The organism is Enterobacter sp. RHBSTW-00593, from assembly GCF_013784105.1.
Classification (GTDB): domain Bacteria; phylum Pseudomonadota; class Gammaproteobacteria; order Enterobacterales; family Enterobacteriaceae; genus Enterobacter; species Enterobacter ludwigii.
The window spans coordinates 3,794,405-3,809,585 of sequence record NZ_CP056393.1; the positions used below are offsets into that span (position 1 = coordinate 3,794,405).

A 15,181-nucleotide genomic window follows, 5' to 3' on the forward strand; every position below is an offset into this window, starting at 1 on the left:
ATGCCTTATAAAAAGTAGCGATCGCGGAAGGTCAACAGCGCCTTTTCAAAACAGCTAAACGGCGGGTGAACGATGCCCGCCCCAATCATGCCAATACCTGCGTCTTTGTGGGCAATGGCGGTGTTAATGACCGGCAGAATGCCGCTGCCCGCGACTTTTGTGATGTCGATGGCGGTTGGAATGCCCATAAACGAGAGCAGCGGAATGGTGACGTTCGGGTTTTCGCCGAGGGTGATCTCGCGCATCTGACGGGAGAAATCGATGGCTTCATCCACCGTGCCACCCACCAGTGCCACGATCGCCGGGGCTGTGGCCATCGCAAAACCACCGATACCGTAGGTTTCGGTAATGGCGCTGTCGCCAATATCCAGCCCGGAGTCTTCCGGCCTGTAGCCCGCGAACATCGGCCCCATCACCTGCTGCGCCGGGCCGGTGAACCACTGCCCCGGCAGCCCGGAGATGCGCAGGCCGAACTTGTAGCCGTTACGCGCCATGGTGGTGACCACGGTGCTGTACTCAATACCGTGTGCGGCATCCATGGCGGCTTTACACATCGCCATCCACGTCGGGCCGGAGAAGTAATCGCTGCTGGCGACGAACTCAAACACCTCACGCTGCTGTGCCACCGGATACCCGGCCTGAATCAGCCCGGGCGTCAACGCCTGGATCAGCAGCGTGGTGCCGGCGTTGTTGCGGTTATGGCACTCGTCGCCCATGTGCAGCGCCTGGGCCAGCATCAGGCGCAGGTCGATTTCACCAATGATTTTCATGGCATCGCGCAGCATCGGGCCGAGCACGTCACGCATCCAGTTCAGGCGGTCAATAACGCTCTGGTCGTTGGCGCCCATGCGCAGGATCTTCGCCATCTGCTCGCTAAGGTTAGTGAACGCCCGGTTGCCGTAGGTTTTGTTCTCAACGATGTGCATAAACATCGATGCCGAAGTGACGCCCGCCATTGAGCCTACGCAGTCGTGCTCGTGGCAGGGCGAGAAGGTGATCGCCCCTGACGCCGCCACGCGCTCCGCGTCGTCGATATCGCGTGCCAGCCCTTCAAACACCAGCGCCCCGGTCACGGCCCCTTTCATTGCGCCACACATGTTTTCCCAGCTGACGGGCGGACCGGCGTGCAGAATGGTGGTGCGGGTCATGCCCGGCACGACGTTGATTGCCTGGTCGTAGCCCACCAGCACCGGATGGGACTGGATAATGCGCTCAAGGGCAATCTTATTGGCGGCGGCGATTTTGTCAGCCAGTGGCGCAAAGGCCAGCTGATCCAGCGCCTCTACAACCTGCAAATTCCCCTGCCCCGGCGGCGTCCAGTCGAGCTGGGTCACGGGGATATGCTGCTTTTTGAGATCCGCACTGAACAGCGCGATACCGACGTTAATCACGTTCAACGGCTGGTTAAATAAGGTCGTCATCAGGCAGTCTCCCCTTTAAAGACAAATTCACGTGCCAGTAATCCGGTGTTGGTGCTGCTGCTCGCCCAGATCACCCCTGCCTCGGTCAGAAGCTGACACTGCTGTGCCAGGGACGGTGAGTCCTGGTCGGTTCCGAGCACATAGCCGAGAATTTCCAGCGGACGGTTATCGGCTTTCGCCGTCGCCTGCGCCTCTTTTATGGCCTCAAGCATCACGCCGACCGGATCCTCGTGCGCGCCAAAGCCCAGGACAAAGTCCATCACGATCACGCCCACCTCGGGGTCACGCGCCTCCTGCAACAGGCGGCTGATGCGGTTGGTCGGGTCGATCATCGGGTGCGGTTTGCCGTGGGTGAAATCGTCATCTCCAAAATCAAGGAAGGTGTGGGCTTTACTGACGTTGATATCGTCCAGCCGTTTTGCCGGATCGGGTTGAATGTTGCTGTAGACGTCGTCGAACTTCTCCAGCGCGGCGAACATGGCCTCATCGCACAGGGTGCCGCCGCAGAACAGGCCGCGGATGTATTTCTGCTGGGGTGTCAGCCGGGCACGCACCTCTTCGATCAGTGGCCAGTTCAGCGGATGCAGGTCAAGAGACTCTTTTTTCACCCCCGTTAACAGCACGGCCTTCAGCGCCGCCTCTTTGGTGCCACGGGCGAACTGCAGGTTGCCTTCATCAGCCGGCGGCTGATGACGACCGAGGAAACAGACCACCACCGGTTTGCGGCAGGTGCGGGCGCGGGCCAGCACTTTTTCTGCCACCGACGGCGCAGGCGGTTTAGAGATGAGGGTAATCACCTGGGTGGCGTCGTCAGCGTCCAGCATCGCGATGGCATCCAGCATCATCAGGCCACCTATCTTTTCGCTCAGATCGCGCCCGCCGGTGCCAATCAGCTGCGACACGCCGCCGCCGAATTCATGGATCCGCACGCTCAGCTCCTGGCTGCCGGTCCCGGACGCCCCGATAATACCGATCGGTCCGCGGCGCACCGCATTGGCGAAGCACAGCCCGGTACCGTTGATAATGGCCGTGCCGCAGTCCGGCCCCATCATCAGCAGCCCTTTCTGGTGTGCCAGCTGCTTCAGCGCCAGTTCATCATCAAGGCTGACGTTGTCGGAGAAGAGCATGACGTTGAGATCGTTTTCCAGCGCCTGACGTGCTTCGCGGGCGGCAAACGTGCCGTTTACCGAAATCACCGCCAGGTTGCTCTCAGGACGATGGGTTTTCGCACTGGCAAGGGTGGCATAACGCGCTTCATGGCTCCCGCAGCTCTCCTTGCGGGTGAAAAGCGCTTCGATGGCTGCCAGCGTTTCGTCATTCGCCGCCTCGCCTTTAATCACAATTATTAAGTCGCCGTTTTTGGCATCCGCTAATTCCGGCGTTAATAGCCCGAGATTTTTTAATACGCCTTTGTTCATTTCTGTCGCCATAGCCACAAAAGCCTGCTCAACGCCCGGCAATTTATTGGCCTTCGTGGAAACCGACATCAATGACACCGAGTCAAAATAAGTATTCTTTTTTATGACGATTTTGGTGGGCATTATTTTCTCCTGAATGAGGATAAAAGGGGGCCGCCGTCGTGCAATAGGCACGTCGGTAAAATACTGTCTGAATGAGCGACCAGCCGGAAAAGGCTGGCCGAAGGAATTACGCGCCTGCAGCCAGCAGCAGGTCTGCTATCTGGTGGTAGCCTTTTTCCCGCGCCAGTTCGAGCGGGGTTTTGCCGTATTTATCGGTCATGTGCGGATTTGCGCCGTTATCCAGTAACAGTTTTACAATTTCCTGCTGTTTCGCGCCGCCATCGTTGAGGACAATCGCTTCCAGTAGCGGCGTCCAGCCCACGAAGTTGGTGTGGTTGACGTTAATATCGGTTTTCTCCAGCAGCTCGCGCACAATCTCAACGTGCCCTTTCTCGCTGGCAGGCGTAATGCCGACGCCACCGAAGCGGGTCAGGCGATCAAGATCCGGGTTGGCGGGTAAAACTATCCGCAGCAGGGTTAAATCATTTGTCAGGCAGCTAATCAGGAAGGGATTAAAACAGGTCTGATCCTGTTGATCAATATCTGCTCCGGCGGCAATTAAAAATGCCACGCAGTCATAATGCTTTTTCAGGCTGGCAATAATAACGGCCGTTCTTTTCTGGCGTTGAGTGACATTAATATCGACACCTTTTTCAAGGCAGGCTTTTAGCCCGTCAATATTGCCCTGCTCTGCCGCCAGCAAAAATTCAGTAACGAGTTCGTTCGCAGACATATTCAGACTCCCCATGATGTATTGCTCATGACCTGAGAATAGCAACAGCCTGGTGAGAAAAGAATCCGCTTAAAAATCATTCATCGACAGTCAATTCATTATTGAGTTAAATTCAACAATTCAGCCAAAATGTGCGGCCGTGCAATCTTTTACTTATGTTTTAGCGCTTTTATTCGCCTCAGGCAGCATTCTGCTTATGCCTGATGAAGCCTGACATGACGCGGCTCGACGCAAATAATCAGAACTGTGACCGCCGTCATATGCGTTGTAACAGCGCTGTTAAAATATGTTCAAAACTGATGGCTAACAGGAGCCGTAATATGAATTCCATCTTTACTGAAGAGAACCTGCTGGCCTTCACCACGGCGGCACGCTTTGGCAGCTTCAGCAAAGCCGCCACCGAGCTTGGCGTAACCACCTCTGCCATCAGTTACACCATCAAGCGAATGGAGACCGGGCTGGATGTGGTGCTGTTTGTACGCAATACGCGCAGCATTGAGCTGACCGAGTCGGGGTTTTACTTTTACCGTAAAGCGACCGACCTGCTGAATGATTTTCATGCCATTAAGCGCGGGATAGACACCATTTCGCAGGGCATTGAGGCGCGGGTCCGCATCTGCATCAACCAGCTTTTGTACACCCCACGCCATACGGCACGGCTGCTGCAGGTGCTGAAAAAACAGTTTCCTACCTGCCAGATCACCGTCACGACTGAGGTCTACAACGGCGTCTGGGACTCCATTATCAACAACCAGGCCAATATCGCGATTGGCGCACCGGATACGCTGCTCGACGGCGGCGGCATTGATTACACCGAGATCGGTGCCATCCGTTGGGTATTCGCCATCGCGCCGGAACACCCGCTGGCCTTCGTGCCGGAGCCGATAGCCGAAAGCCAGCTGCGTCTGTACCCCAACATCATGGTGGAAGACACGGCGCACACCATAAACAAGAAGGTCGGCTGGCTGCTGCACGGCCAGGAGGCGATTCTGGTGCCCGACTTCAACACCAAATGCCAGTGTCAGATCCTTGGGGACGGGATTGGTTTTTTACCGGAGTATATGGCCCGCGAGGCGGTGGAGGACGGGCTGCTGGTCACGCGGCGAATCAATAATCCGCGTCAGGATTCACGCATGCTGCTTGCCACGCAGCATGCGGCGACCGGCCAGGTCACGCGCTGGATCAAACAGCAGTTTGGTCCACAGGGCGTGCTGACCGGGATATACAGCGATCTATTGTGGCGCACTTAGTTTTTGCTTTGCACCCAAAACGCGTGAATAAGACCAGGGATGTAGCCCATTAAGGTCAGAACGATGTTAATGATAAACGCCCAGCCAAACCCTTTGCCGAGCAGCACGCCCAGCGGTGGCAGGATAATAGTAAAGACAATACGCCAAAAACCCATAACGACTCCGTGCAAGCTAACCAATTGAAAATAAAAAAGAGAACATTCTCTAAGCGTAGCCAGTTTAACGGCCTGCGCCATCTCTTTATCGCCCTTTTACCCTCTTTTACGCTTTTGACACTGGCTTAATCCTCCCCATTAGTTTAGAGTTTACTTAATTAAGAAAAGACTAAACTAACATGACTGAACTCGAACAACTTCAGGCCAGCGCCGGACAGGCCGCAGCCCTGTTAAAAGCGATGAGCAATCCGCGTCGGTTGCTGATCCTCTGCATGCTGTGCGGTGCACCGGGTACCAGCGCGGGCGATCTGGCGCGGGCGACGGGGCTTAGCCCATCCGCCACGTCACAACATCTGGCGCGTATGCGTGAAGAGGGGCTTATCGACAGCACCCGTGAAGCGCAGCGCATTCTGTATTTCATTAAAAACGATGCGGTGCATCAGCTGATCAGCACCCTGAAAAGCCTCTATTGCCCGTAAGGAGCCACCATGTCACTACCGCTCATTTCACCCCAGCAGGCCAATGCGCTCGTTGCTGAAGGTGCAAAACTGATCGATATTCGCGATCCCGACGAATATGCCCGCGAGCATATTCCCGCCGCCCGGTCCGTGCCGCTGGACACCTTACCCGGCGGGCTTGAGACGCACGCGGGCGAAACGGTGATTTTTCACTGCCAGTCTGGCGCCCGGACATCCTCGAACGCAGCCCGCCTTGCTCAGGCTGCCGCGCCCGCTCAGGCGTTTATCGTTGAAGGCGGAATTCAGGGGTGGAAGCAGGCCGGGTTGATCACGCAGGAAGACACGTCACAGCCGCTGCCGTTGATGCGTCAGGTGCAAATTGCCGCCGGGCTGCTCACCCTGTGCGGGGTCGTGCTGGGCTTTACGCTCTCCAGCGGCTTTTTCCTGCTGAGCGGCTTTGTGGGGGCCGGGCTGCTGTTTGCCGGGCTGACCGGGTTTTGCGGAATGGCGAGACTGCTGAAAGTGATGCCCTGGAACCGGCGTACCTCGTAAGCAGTAATCGGTGAAATACGCTGTACCCGGCATCAGACGTGGGCTAAGGTGAAGATCATTGAAACGATGAGGAGGTAGTATGTTTTCTGTCGGTGATTATGTGCAACCGCGTAAAGGCGGCCCAAAACTGAAAGTACTCGAAGTGAACGGCGATAGCGTTGTGGCGGTTCAGGCCAGCAATGAGCAAGGCGAGAAATTTACCCTGAAGGCCGCAGACCTGGCCCTGTATACCGAAGAGGGTGATTTCGGCGTCTGCTAAACAGGCAACCGGGCGGAGTCCTCCGCCCGGCTCATGGATTAAATCAGAAAATCATCCAGTGATTTACCGTTTGCCAGTGCATTGGCAATAGGCTTTGGCGTACGCCCCTGACCGGTCCATGTTTTCTCTTCACCGTTGAGATCAATAAAGCGATATTTCGCTTCACGCGGTTTACGTTTTTTCGCTGGCTTACCGGCCTGCGCCAAATCTGAACCGAGGAGATCGGACGGTGAAATACCATCAGCTTTCATCAGTTCCAGCAGGGCATTAATTTTTTCCTGCTGCTCAGCGCGTTGTTGCTCTAATTCCGCCAGCTCACTCCGTTTCTCTTCAGCAACGACCCTGACTTTTTCCAGCATTTCTTCAAGAACGTCCAGGGATAATTCACGCGCCATCGCACGCAGAGTTCGGATATTATTAAGATTCTGTAACGTCAAAGACATATATTTGAAAACCTTTTCTTTAGGGTAAATCGAAAAATCGACAAGAGAATAATTCATTTCGCCTGGAATATCTACCCGCGGGCACGTCTTGCTAAAAATGTAAATGTTTTAAAATATCGCGTTTAATAATATCCGCGGATAACTGTCGATACCGCCGGATTCAATCTTTATCTCAGTATAAACGGTTAGATTTAATCCAAATCAAAGCATGCCGCACTGCCGTCGTTCGGGCAGAACGTTCGCTTCGACACGCTCAAGATCAACAGATTGATTTACATACAAAAACTGACGACAGGGACAGATTATAACGAACCGAACAAAAAACACGCAATTTTAGAGAATTTTGTGGACAAAACGCGACTAAATAAAAATTAATAACTAGTTGTTAGTTCAAAGGCAGAGATATACGCTATACACGCCTGACAAACCAACCTAAAGCACTAACCGCTGAGGGAAAATCGTTTCTATTGTGTTCTTCTCAAGGAGTTCAGACATGTTCTCACCGCAATCTCGCCTGCGCCATGCGGTAGCGGATACCTTCGCGATGGTTGTTTACTGTTCCGTCGTGAACATGCTGATCGAAATTTTCCTCTCCGGAATGTCCTTTGAGCAGTCACTTTCTTCTCGTCTGGTGGCAATTCCGGTCAACATTATTATTGCGTGGCCTTACGGATTATACCGCGATGCGGTCATGCGCTTTGCGCGTCGTATTAGCCCGTCAGGGTGGGTGAAAAACCTCGCCGACGTTCTGGCATACGTGACGTTCCAGTCGCCGGTTTACGTGGCTATTCTGCTGACAGTGGGCGCAGACTGGCATCAAATCGTCGCTGCGGTCAGTTCAAATATCGTGATTTCAATGCTGATGGGTGCGGTGTATGGCTATTTTCTCGACTACTGTCGCCGCCTGTTTAAGGTCAGCCAGTACAGCCAGGCCAAAGCATGATGTGAGGCGACTGGCGAATGCCAGTCGCAGATTTACTGTACGTCGCCAAACAGTCCCTTCAAAAACCGCTCCAGCGCCATACGCGAACTGAAGCCATGCGGAATACCATAATGTTCATGCGTTTCACCACCTAAATACAGTGGGAATTGCTGATAATGATCGCAGGTTTTAATATCCGAGGCAGGCTCAGCAAATGACAAACTTCTGTCTTTCAGCGTCGGGTGAATAATGAGAGCGGTACGTCCCATTCTTGCTTCACGATTAACGTAAACATAATTCTCGCCACGGCGATATCCATACGCTTTTGATGTCACCTCATCCATGGTGAATCCCTCTTTTTCAAGAACGCGCGCCACCTCATCAGGTCGTAAATACATATCTTTTCCTCGTTATCTTTTCCTGCCCGGCAACCTTACAGTATTCAGCATTAGCAGGGCTTTCAGAATATTCCATAAACTGCCAGATAACGCGTGACGCGCTTCAGATATTAAATTTCTGGACTAAACTAAACGGGAACGCAAAATTACGGAGGATCGTATGTTTAACAGACCGAACCGAAACGATATTAACGACGACACGCAGGATATTCGTAACGATGTCAGCCAATTAGCGGACTCGCTGGAAGAAGTGCTGAAATCCTGGGGTTCCGGTGCGAAGGACGAAGCGGATGCCGCAAAACGTAAGGCTCAGTCTTTGCTACGTGAAACCCGCGCCCGCATGAATAGGCGTTCGCGCACCACGCAGGCTGCCTGCGATGCCATCAGTTGCGCCAATACCTTCGTTCGCGAAAAACCCCTCTGTACGCTTGGTACGGTAGCCGCGGTGGGTATCTTCGTGGGGGCGCTGCTTAGCCTGCGCAAATAGTCGTCTCAGCCTGTCCGTATCCGCCCCGGTCGCGTCAGCCCCCGGGGCTTTTCTTTGCCTGCGCGCCTGAAAAAGCCGTACAGCCCGCCCTGCCCCGCTGTGCTCATCATCGGGGCTATATCAATCTGAAATTCCCATATCTTGTATGGTTGAATCTTACGACAACTACATCTAGTATTCCCTTTAGCAAGATACACACAACCTGACGCGATGATTCGCGCCGCTCTCTCATTTTAAATGGAAATACGAATCATGAGCATTATTATTTACACTCGTAACGATTGTGTTCAGTGCCACGCGACAAAACGTGCAATGGAAAGCCGTGGAGTGGCCTTTGAGATGGTGAACATTGACCTGCAGCCCGAAGCTGCCGATACCCTGCGGGCGCAAGGTTTTCGCCAGCTGCCGGTCGTCGTCGCCGGGGAGACCAGCTGGTCCGGCTTTCGCCCCGACATGATTAACCGCCTCGCCGCCCAGGCCGCCAGGGCATGAGTGGGCTGGTCTACTTCTCCAGCAGCTCGGAAAACACGCTCCGCTTTATTGAGCGCGTCGGGCTGCCTGCGATACGTATCCCGCTTAATGAGCGGGAACGAATCCGGGCAGACGCCCCCTACATTCTGGTGGTCCCGAGCTATGGTGGAGGTGGCACCGCGGGGGCCGTGCCTCGTCAGGTGATCCGCTTTCTCAACGATCCCCACAACCGACAGCTTATTCGCGGCGTTATCGCGGCGGGCAATCGCAATTTCGGCGATGCCTTTGGCCGTGCCGGGGATGTCATTTCTCAAAAATGCGGCGTGCCGTATCTCTATCGTTTTGAACTGATGGGGACACAGCAGGACGTAGAGAACGTGCGTAAAGGAGTGAACGAATTTTGGCAACGACAACCGCAGAACGTGTAATTCAGGCGATACCGGATTACCACGCATTAAACGCAATGCTGAACCTCTATGACCGTGAGGGGCACATTCAGTTTGGCAAAGATCATGAGGCGGTGGAGGCGTTTATCGCCACCCACGTCCGCCCCAACAGCATGACCTTTGCAAGCCAGAATGAACGTCTCGATTATCTGGTCAAGGAAGGCTATTACGAAGAGCGCGTGCTGGCCCGGTACGATCATGCCTTTGTGGAGACGCTGTTCGGGCAAGCCCATAGCCGCGGTTTTCGTTTCCAGACGTTTCTTGGCGCATGGAAGTTTTACACCAGCTATACCCTGAAAACATTCGACGGCAAACGCTATCTTGAAAGCTTCGAGGACCGCGTGGTGATGGTTGCCCTGACGCTCGCGCAGGGCGATGAAACCCTGGCAGAACGCCTGATGGATGAGATGCTCTCCGGCCGTTTCCAGCCCGCCACACCGACCTTTCTCAATTGCGGAAAAGCTCAGCGCGGCGAGCTGGTCTCCTGCTTCCTGCTGCGCATCGAAGACAATATGGAGTCGATTGGTCGCGCGGTGAATTCGGCGCTGCAGCTCTCTAAACGCGGTGGCGGTGTGGCGTTTCTGCTGTCGAACCTGCGTGAAGCCGGTGCGCCAATTAAGCGTATCGAAAACCAGTCCTCCGGCGTGATTCCGGTCATGAAAATGCTGGAAGATGCTTTCTCGTATGCCAACCAGCTGGGGGCGCGTCAGGGCGCGGGGGCAGTCTATCTGCATGCGCACCATCCGGATATCCTGCGCTTCCTGGATACCAAACGTGAAAACGCCGATGAAAAAATCCGCATTAAGACCCTGTCGCTTGGGGTGGTGATTCCGGATATCACCTTTGCACTCGCCAAAGAAAATGCCGAGATGGCGCTCTTCTCCCCATACGACATTGAGCGTATTTACGGGAAAGCGTTTGGTGATGTGGCGATAAGCGCCCTGTATCACGATCTGGTGGCCGACGATCGCATTCGTAAGAAATACATTAACGCCCGCGATTTCTTCCAGACGCTGGCCGAAATTCAGTTTGAGTCCGGCTATCCGTACATCATGTATGAAGATACGGTCAACCGTGCGAACCCGATTGCCGGGCGAATCAATATGAGCAACCTCTGCTCGGAGATATTGCAGGTGAATAGCGCATCTACGTATGACGAAAACCTGGACTACGCCGACATCGGCAAAGACATCTCCTGTAACCTCGGGTCGCTGAATATTGCCCACACCATGGATTCCCCCGATTTTGGCCGCACGGTGGAGACCGCCATTCGCGGGCTGACCGCGGTGTCAGACATGAGCCACATCCGCAGCGTGCCGTCCATTGAAGCCGGTAATGCCGCCTCGCACGCCATCGGCCTTGGGCAGATGAACCTCCACGGCTATCTGGCGCGGGAAGGTATCGCCTACGGTAGCCCGGAAGGACTGGATTTCACCAACCTCTATTTTTACGCCATTACCTGGCATGCGCTGCATACCTCAATGATGCTGGCGCGCGAGCGTAACCAGCGCTTTGCGGGCTTTGAACAGTCGCGTTACGCCAGCGGTGAGTACTTCAGGCCATATCTGGAAGGAGACTGGCAGCCGAAAACCGACAAAGTGCGCCAGCTTTTTGCCGATGCCGGGGTTCTCCTGCCTACCCGCGAGATGTGGCAGCAGCTGCGGGACGATGTGATGCGTTACGGCATCTATAACCAGAATCTGCAGGCCGTACCGCCAACCGGGTCAATCTCTTACATTAACCACGCCACGTCGAGTATCCACCCGATTGTGTCGAAGATTGAGATCCGCAAGGAAGGTAAGACCGGGCGCGTTTACTACCCTGCCCCGTTTATGACCAACGACAATCTGGCCCTGTATCAGGACGCGTATGAGATTGGTCCTGAGAAAATTATTGATACCTACGCCGAGGCGACAAAACACGTGGATCAGGGGCTGTCGCTGACGCTCTTCTTCCCGGACACCGCCACCACGCGCGACATCAACCGGGCGCAGATTTACGCCTGGAAGAGAGGGATCAAAACCCTCTACTACATTCGCCTGCGCCAGCGTGCGCTGGAAGGCACCGAAATTGAAGGCTGCGTGTCCTGCGCGCTGTAAGGAGAAAGGATGAAACTGTCACGCGTGAGTGCCGTTAACTGGAATAAAATTCAGGATGATAAAGACCTGGAGGTGTGGAACCGCCTGACCAGCAACTTCTGGCTGCCGGAAAAAGTCCCGCTTTCAAACGATATTCCGGCCTGGCAAACCCTCAGCCACGCCGAACAGCAGCTGACGATCCGTGTGTTCACCGGTCTGACGCTGCTGGACACCATTCAAAATACCGTCGGTGCCCCTGCGCTGATGGCCGACGCGCTGACGCCTCACGAAGAGGCGGTGATGTCGAACATCAGCTTTATGGAGGCGGTCCATGCCCGCTCCTACAGCTCGATTTTTTCGACGCTGTGCCAGACCAAAGATGTGGACGCGGCGTACACCTGGAGCGAAGAAAGCGAGTCATTGCTGCGAAAGGCCAGCCTGGTGCTGGAGTATTATCAGGCCGACGAACCGCTGAAGAAGAAAATTGCCAGCGTGTTTCTCGAATCCTTCCTGTTCTATTCTGGCTTCTGGTTACCGATGTACTGGTCGAGCCGCGGCAAGCTGACCAACACCGCCGATTTAATTCGCCTCATCATTCGTGATGAAGCCGTACACGGGTACTACATCGGCTATAAATATCAGAAAGGGCTGGAGAACGTCAGCGAAGAAAAGCGCGAAGCGTTAAAAGGTTTTGCCCTCGATTTGCTGATGGATTTGTACGAGAACGAACTGAGTTATACCGAAGAATTGTACGCCGGTACCGGTTGGGAGGAGGAGGTAAAAGCGTTTCTTTGCTACAACGCCAATAAAGCGCTGATGAATCTCGGCTACGAAGCGCTTTTCCCACCGGAAATGGCCGACGTGAACCCGGCGATCCTGGCGGCACTGTCACCCAACGCCGATGAAAACCACGATTTCTTCTCCGGGTCTGGTTCGTCGTATGTGATGGGCAAAGCGGTGGAGACCGAAGATGAGGACTGGGATTTTTAATGAGCGGATTAACGTTCATTAATTTAATATAAATCTAACAATTTCCTCCCTAATATTTCACGGGCAACTACACTGTAATTCCCCGTTCATATTCGCCTGAATCACTCCGATTCAGGCGAAATTTCGCTGTGCAAAAGCAAAAAATTCAGAAAAATTCAAACCACGCTCAGCCCTTTACTCATGGGAAATTCAGCCGTTTCGCTTACGGCAAAATTCCTGCCATAAGCAAACCCAGGGTTGTCTCAGATTCTCAGTATGTTAGGGTAATGCCAGTTAACTATTTACCATGGTAATGATATCGACATAAACAAATAACAGGACACTCTCTATTGCATGGCAATTAAATTAGAAGTGAAAAATCTTTATAAAGTATTTGGCGAGCATCCTCAGCGCGCATTCAAATATATTGAGAAAGGCCTTTCAAAAGAGCAAATTCTGGAAAAAACCGGGCTGTCGCTTGGCGTTAAAGACGCCAGTCTGGCCATTGAAGAAGGCGAGATTTTTGTCATCATGGGGTTATCCGGTTCGGGTAAATCCACTATGGTTCGCCTTCTCAATCGCCTGATTGAACCCACCCGTGGACAGGTGCTGATAGATGGCGTTGATATCGCCAGAATATCAGAGGCTGAACTTCGCGAGGTGCGCAGAAAGAAGATTGCAATGGTGTTCCAGTCATTCGCGCTGATGCCGCATATGACGGTTCTGGATAATGCCGCCTTTGGCATGGAATTAGCGGGCGTTACCGCTAATGAACGTCAGGAAAAAGCGCTGGATGCATTACGTCAGGTAGGCCTCGAGAATTATGCGCATGCCTACCCGGATGAGCTTTCCGGCGGGATGCGCCAGCGTGTCGGATTAGCCCGCGCATTAGCCATTAACCCAGACATTTTATTAATGGATGAAGCCTTCTCGGCACTCGATCCATTAATTCGCACCGAGATGCAGGATGAGCTGGTAAAATTACAGGCTAAACATCAACGTACCATTGTTTTTATTTCCCACGATCTTGATGAAGCCATGCGTATTGGTGACCGTATTGCCATTATGCAAAATGGTGAAGTGGTGCAGGTCGGCACGCCGGATGAAATTCTGAATAATCCGGCCAATGATTATGTGCGCACCTTCTTCCGCGGCGTGGATATTAGTCAGGTCTTTAGTGCGAAAGATATCGCCCGTCGTTCACCGAACGGTCTTATCCGCAAAACACCGGGCTTTGGTCCGCGCTCTGCACTGAAACTGTTGCAGGATGAAGATCGGGAATACGGTTATCTGATCGAACGCGGTAATAAATTTGTTGGCATTGTTTCCATCGACTCCCTGAAAACCGCACTCAGCGAAAACCAGGGCATTGATGCGGCGGTTATCGACTCCCCGCTTGCCGTGGACGCCGAAACGCCGCTCAGCGAGCTGCTCTCTCACGTTGGTCAGGCCCCGTGTGCCGTACCGGTAGTCAGTGAGGAACAACAGTACGTCGGCATCATCTCAAAACGCATGTTGCTGCAGGCTTTAGATCGCGAGGGGACAAACAATGGCTGATCAATCTAACCCGTGGGGAACCACCGAGGCGGCGGACAGCGCTGCTCAATCTGCCGATGCGTGGGGGTCTTCCACGCCTGCGCCAACCGATGGCGGCGCGGCGGACTGGCTCAACAGTGCACCGGCCCCTGCGCCAGAGCACTTCAATATTATGGATCCGTTTCATAAGACGCTGATCCCGCTGGATAGCTGGGTCACGGAGGGGATCGACTGGGTAGTGACTCACTTCCGTCCGGTCTTCCAGGGGATCCGCGTACCGGTGGATTACATCCTGAACGGTTTCCAGCAGCTGATGCTCGGCATGCCCGCGCCGGTCGCTATTGTGCTCTTCTCCCTGATTGCCTGGCAGTTTGGCAGCGCTGGCATGGGTGTCGCCACGCTGATCTCACTGATAGCCATCGGCGCGATTGGCGCCTGGTCGCAGGCAATGATCACCTTAGCGCTGGTGCTCACCGCCCTGCTCTTCTGCGTCGCTATCGGCCTGCCGATGGGGATCTGGCTGGCGCGCAGTCCGCGGGCGGCGAAGATTATTCGTCCGCTGCTGGATGCGATGCAGACCACCCCCGCGTTTGTCTACCTGGTGCCGATCGTGATGCTGTTTGGTATCGGCAACGTGCCGGGCGTCGTGGTGACCATTATCTTCGCCCTGCCGCCGGTCATTCGTCTGACGATACTCGGGATTAACCAGGTACCGGCCGATCTTATCGAGGCGTCGCGTTCATTTGGTGCCAGCCCGCGCCAGATGCTGTTCAAAGTTCAGCTTCCGCTGGCGATGCCAACCATCATGGCGGGTGTCAACCAGACGCTGATGCTGGCCCTCTCCATGGTGGTGATTGCCTCAATGATCGCCGTCGGCGGGCTGGGTCAGATGGTGCTGCGCGGCATTGGTCGTCTTGATATGGGACTGGCCACCGTGGGCGGCGTCGGCATTGTGATCCTCGCCATCATCCTTGACCGCCTGACGCAGGCTGTCGGTCGTGATTCACGCAGTCGCGGCAACCGTCGCTGGTATAGCACCGGCCCTGTCGGGTTAATCACCCGCCCATTCAGAAAATAAGGAAC

18 protein-coding genes are annotated in these 15,181 nt (G+C 54.3%); 12 read left to right on the forward strand and 6 right to left on the reverse strand.

The genetic code is table 11. The features are described 5' to 3' along the window. Positions 1 to 5: 5 nt before the first annotated feature. The 3 genes from HV242_RS18135 to HV242_RS18145 form a co-directional block, all read right to left on the reverse strand. Complete coding sequence (locus HV242_RS18135; RefSeq protein ID WP_050737205.1) at positions 6 to 1,421, reverse strand: YlbE family protein; 1,416 nt, start codon at positions 1,419 to 1,421, stop codon at positions 6 to 8. After that, positions 1,421 to 2,962: an acyl-CoA synthetase FdrA gene (gene fdrA, locus HV242_RS18140; protein WP_050737206.1), complete on the reverse strand. Its 1,542-nt coding sequence runs from the start codon at positions 2,960 to 2,962 to the stop codon at positions 1,421 to 1,423. The genes HV242_RS18135 and fdrA overlap by 1 nt, the downstream gene beginning before the upstream one ends. A 106-nt stretch (positions 2,963 to 3,068) precedes the next feature. Next, a complete protein-coding gene (locus tag HV242_RS18145) occupies positions 3,069 to 3,674 on the reverse strand; it encodes an ankyrin repeat domain-containing protein (RefSeq protein WP_047366136.1) in 606 nt (201 codons plus the stop codon). Positions 3,675 to 3,994: 320 nt separating this feature from the next. On the opposite strand from HV242_RS18145, the gene HV242_RS18150 reads away from it, so the two are divergent. Then, on the forward strand, positions 3,995 to 4,924 hold the full coding sequence (locus HV242_RS18150) for a LysR substrate-binding domain-containing protein (RefSeq protein WP_050737207.1): 930 nt from the start codon (positions 3,995 to 3,997) through the stop codon (positions 4,922 to 4,924). Here the strand turns inward: HV242_RS18150 and HV242_RS18155 are convergent. Then, a complete protein-coding gene (locus HV242_RS18155; protein ID WP_063858695.1) occupies positions 4,921 to 5,079 on the reverse strand; it encodes a YqaE/Pmp3 family membrane protein in 159 nt (52 codons plus the stop codon). The two genes, HV242_RS18150 and HV242_RS18155, sit on opposite strands and share 4 nt — an antisense overlap. A gap of 179 nt (positions 5,080 to 5,258) precedes the next feature. On the opposite strand from HV242_RS18155, the gene HV242_RS18160 reads away from it, so the two are divergent. From HV242_RS18160 to HV242_RS18170, 3 genes are all read left to right on the forward strand, one after another. Then, a complete protein-coding gene (locus HV242_RS18160; protein WP_014171308.1) occupies positions 5,259 to 5,558 on the forward strand; it encodes an ArsR/SmtB family transcription factor in 300 nt (99 codons plus the stop codon). A 9-nt stretch (positions 5,559 to 5,567) separates the two neighbouring features. Then, entirely contained in the window at positions 5,568 to 6,089 is a 522-nt protein-coding gene (locus HV242_RS18165) for a rhodanese family protein (protein WP_014171309.1), read from the forward strand. Between the two features lie 79 nt (positions 6,090 to 6,168). Continuing rightward, complete coding sequence (locus tag HV242_RS18170) at positions 6,169 to 6,348, forward strand: YodC family protein (protein WP_014171310.1); 180 nt, start codon at positions 6,169 to 6,171, stop codon at positions 6,346 to 6,348. Positions 6,349 to 6,386: 38 nt separating this feature from the next. Here the strand turns inward: HV242_RS18170 and stpA are convergent, their stop codons facing one another. After that, positions 6,387 to 6,791, reverse strand: a complete 405-nt coding sequence (stpA, locus tag HV242_RS18175; protein WP_044858472.1) for a DNA-binding protein StpA — start codon at positions 6,789 to 6,791, stop codon at positions 6,387 to 6,389. Between the two features lie 493 nt (positions 6,792 to 7,284). Here stpA and alaE point away from each other — a divergent pair, with 493 nt between their 5' ends. Then, positions 7,285 to 7,734, forward strand: coding sequence for an L-alanine exporter AlaE (gene alaE / locus HV242_RS18180; RefSeq protein WP_020883866.1), 450 nt, complete (start codon positions 7,285 to 7,287; stop codon positions 7,732 to 7,734). A 32-nt stretch (positions 7,735 to 7,766) separates the two neighbouring features. Here the strand turns inward: alaE and HV242_RS18185 are convergent, their stop codons facing one another. Further along, complete coding sequence (locus HV242_RS18185; RefSeq protein ID WP_006811693.1) at positions 7,767 to 8,111, reverse strand: DUF2002 family protein; 345 nt, start codon at positions 8,109 to 8,111, stop codon at positions 7,767 to 7,769. A gap of 160 nt (positions 8,112 to 8,271) precedes the next feature. On the opposite strand from HV242_RS18185, the gene HV242_RS18190 reads away from it, so the two are divergent. The 7 genes from HV242_RS18190 to proW all read left to right on the forward strand — a co-directional run bounded on the left by HV242_RS18190 (position 8,272) and on the right by proW (position 15,176). Beyond that, positions 8,272 to 8,598, forward strand: coding sequence for a DUF883 domain-containing protein (locus tag HV242_RS18190; RefSeq protein ID WP_050737208.1), 327 nt, complete (start codon positions 8,272 to 8,274; stop codon positions 8,596 to 8,598). A gap of 252 nt (positions 8,599 to 8,850) precedes the next feature. Continuing rightward, positions 8,851 to 9,090 (forward strand): glutaredoxin-like protein NrdH, encoded by a 240-nt coding sequence (gene nrdH / locus HV242_RS18195; protein WP_020883865.1) that lies wholly within the window; start codon positions 8,851 to 8,853, stop codon positions 9,088 to 9,090. Then, entirely contained in the window at positions 9,087 to 9,497 is a 411-nt protein-coding gene (nrdI, locus tag HV242_RS18200; protein ID WP_047366128.1) for a class Ib ribonucleoside-diphosphate reductase assembly flavoprotein NrdI, read from the forward strand. The genes nrdH and nrdI overlap by 4 nt, the downstream gene beginning before the upstream one ends. After that, positions 9,470 to 11,614: a class 1b ribonucleoside-diphosphate reductase subunit alpha gene (nrdE, locus tag HV242_RS18205; RefSeq protein WP_050737209.1), complete on the forward strand. Its 2,145-nt coding sequence runs from the start codon at positions 9,470 to 9,472 to the stop codon at positions 11,612 to 11,614. The genes nrdI and nrdE overlap by 28 nt, the downstream gene beginning before the upstream one ends. A 9-nt stretch (positions 11,615 to 11,623) precedes the next feature. After that, on the forward strand, positions 11,624 to 12,583 hold the full coding sequence (gene nrdF / locus HV242_RS18210; RefSeq protein ID WP_050737210.1) for a class 1b ribonucleoside-diphosphate reductase subunit beta: 960 nt from the start codon (positions 11,624 to 11,626) through the stop codon (positions 12,581 to 12,583). A 333-nt stretch (positions 12,584 to 12,916) separates the two neighbouring features. Next, positions 12,917 to 14,119 (forward strand): glycine betaine/L-proline ABC transporter ATP-binding protein ProV, encoded by a 1,203-nt coding sequence (gene proV / locus HV242_RS18215; RefSeq protein ID WP_020883862.1) that lies wholly within the window; start codon positions 12,917 to 12,919, stop codon positions 14,117 to 14,119. Beyond that, positions 14,112 to 15,176, forward strand: coding sequence for a glycine betaine/L-proline ABC transporter permease ProW (gene proW / locus HV242_RS18220; protein WP_014171320.1), 1,065 nt, complete (start codon positions 14,112 to 14,114; stop codon positions 15,174 to 15,176). Before proV ends, proW begins: the two co-directional genes overlap by 8 nt. Positions 15,177 to 15,181: the final 5 nt, after the last annotated feature.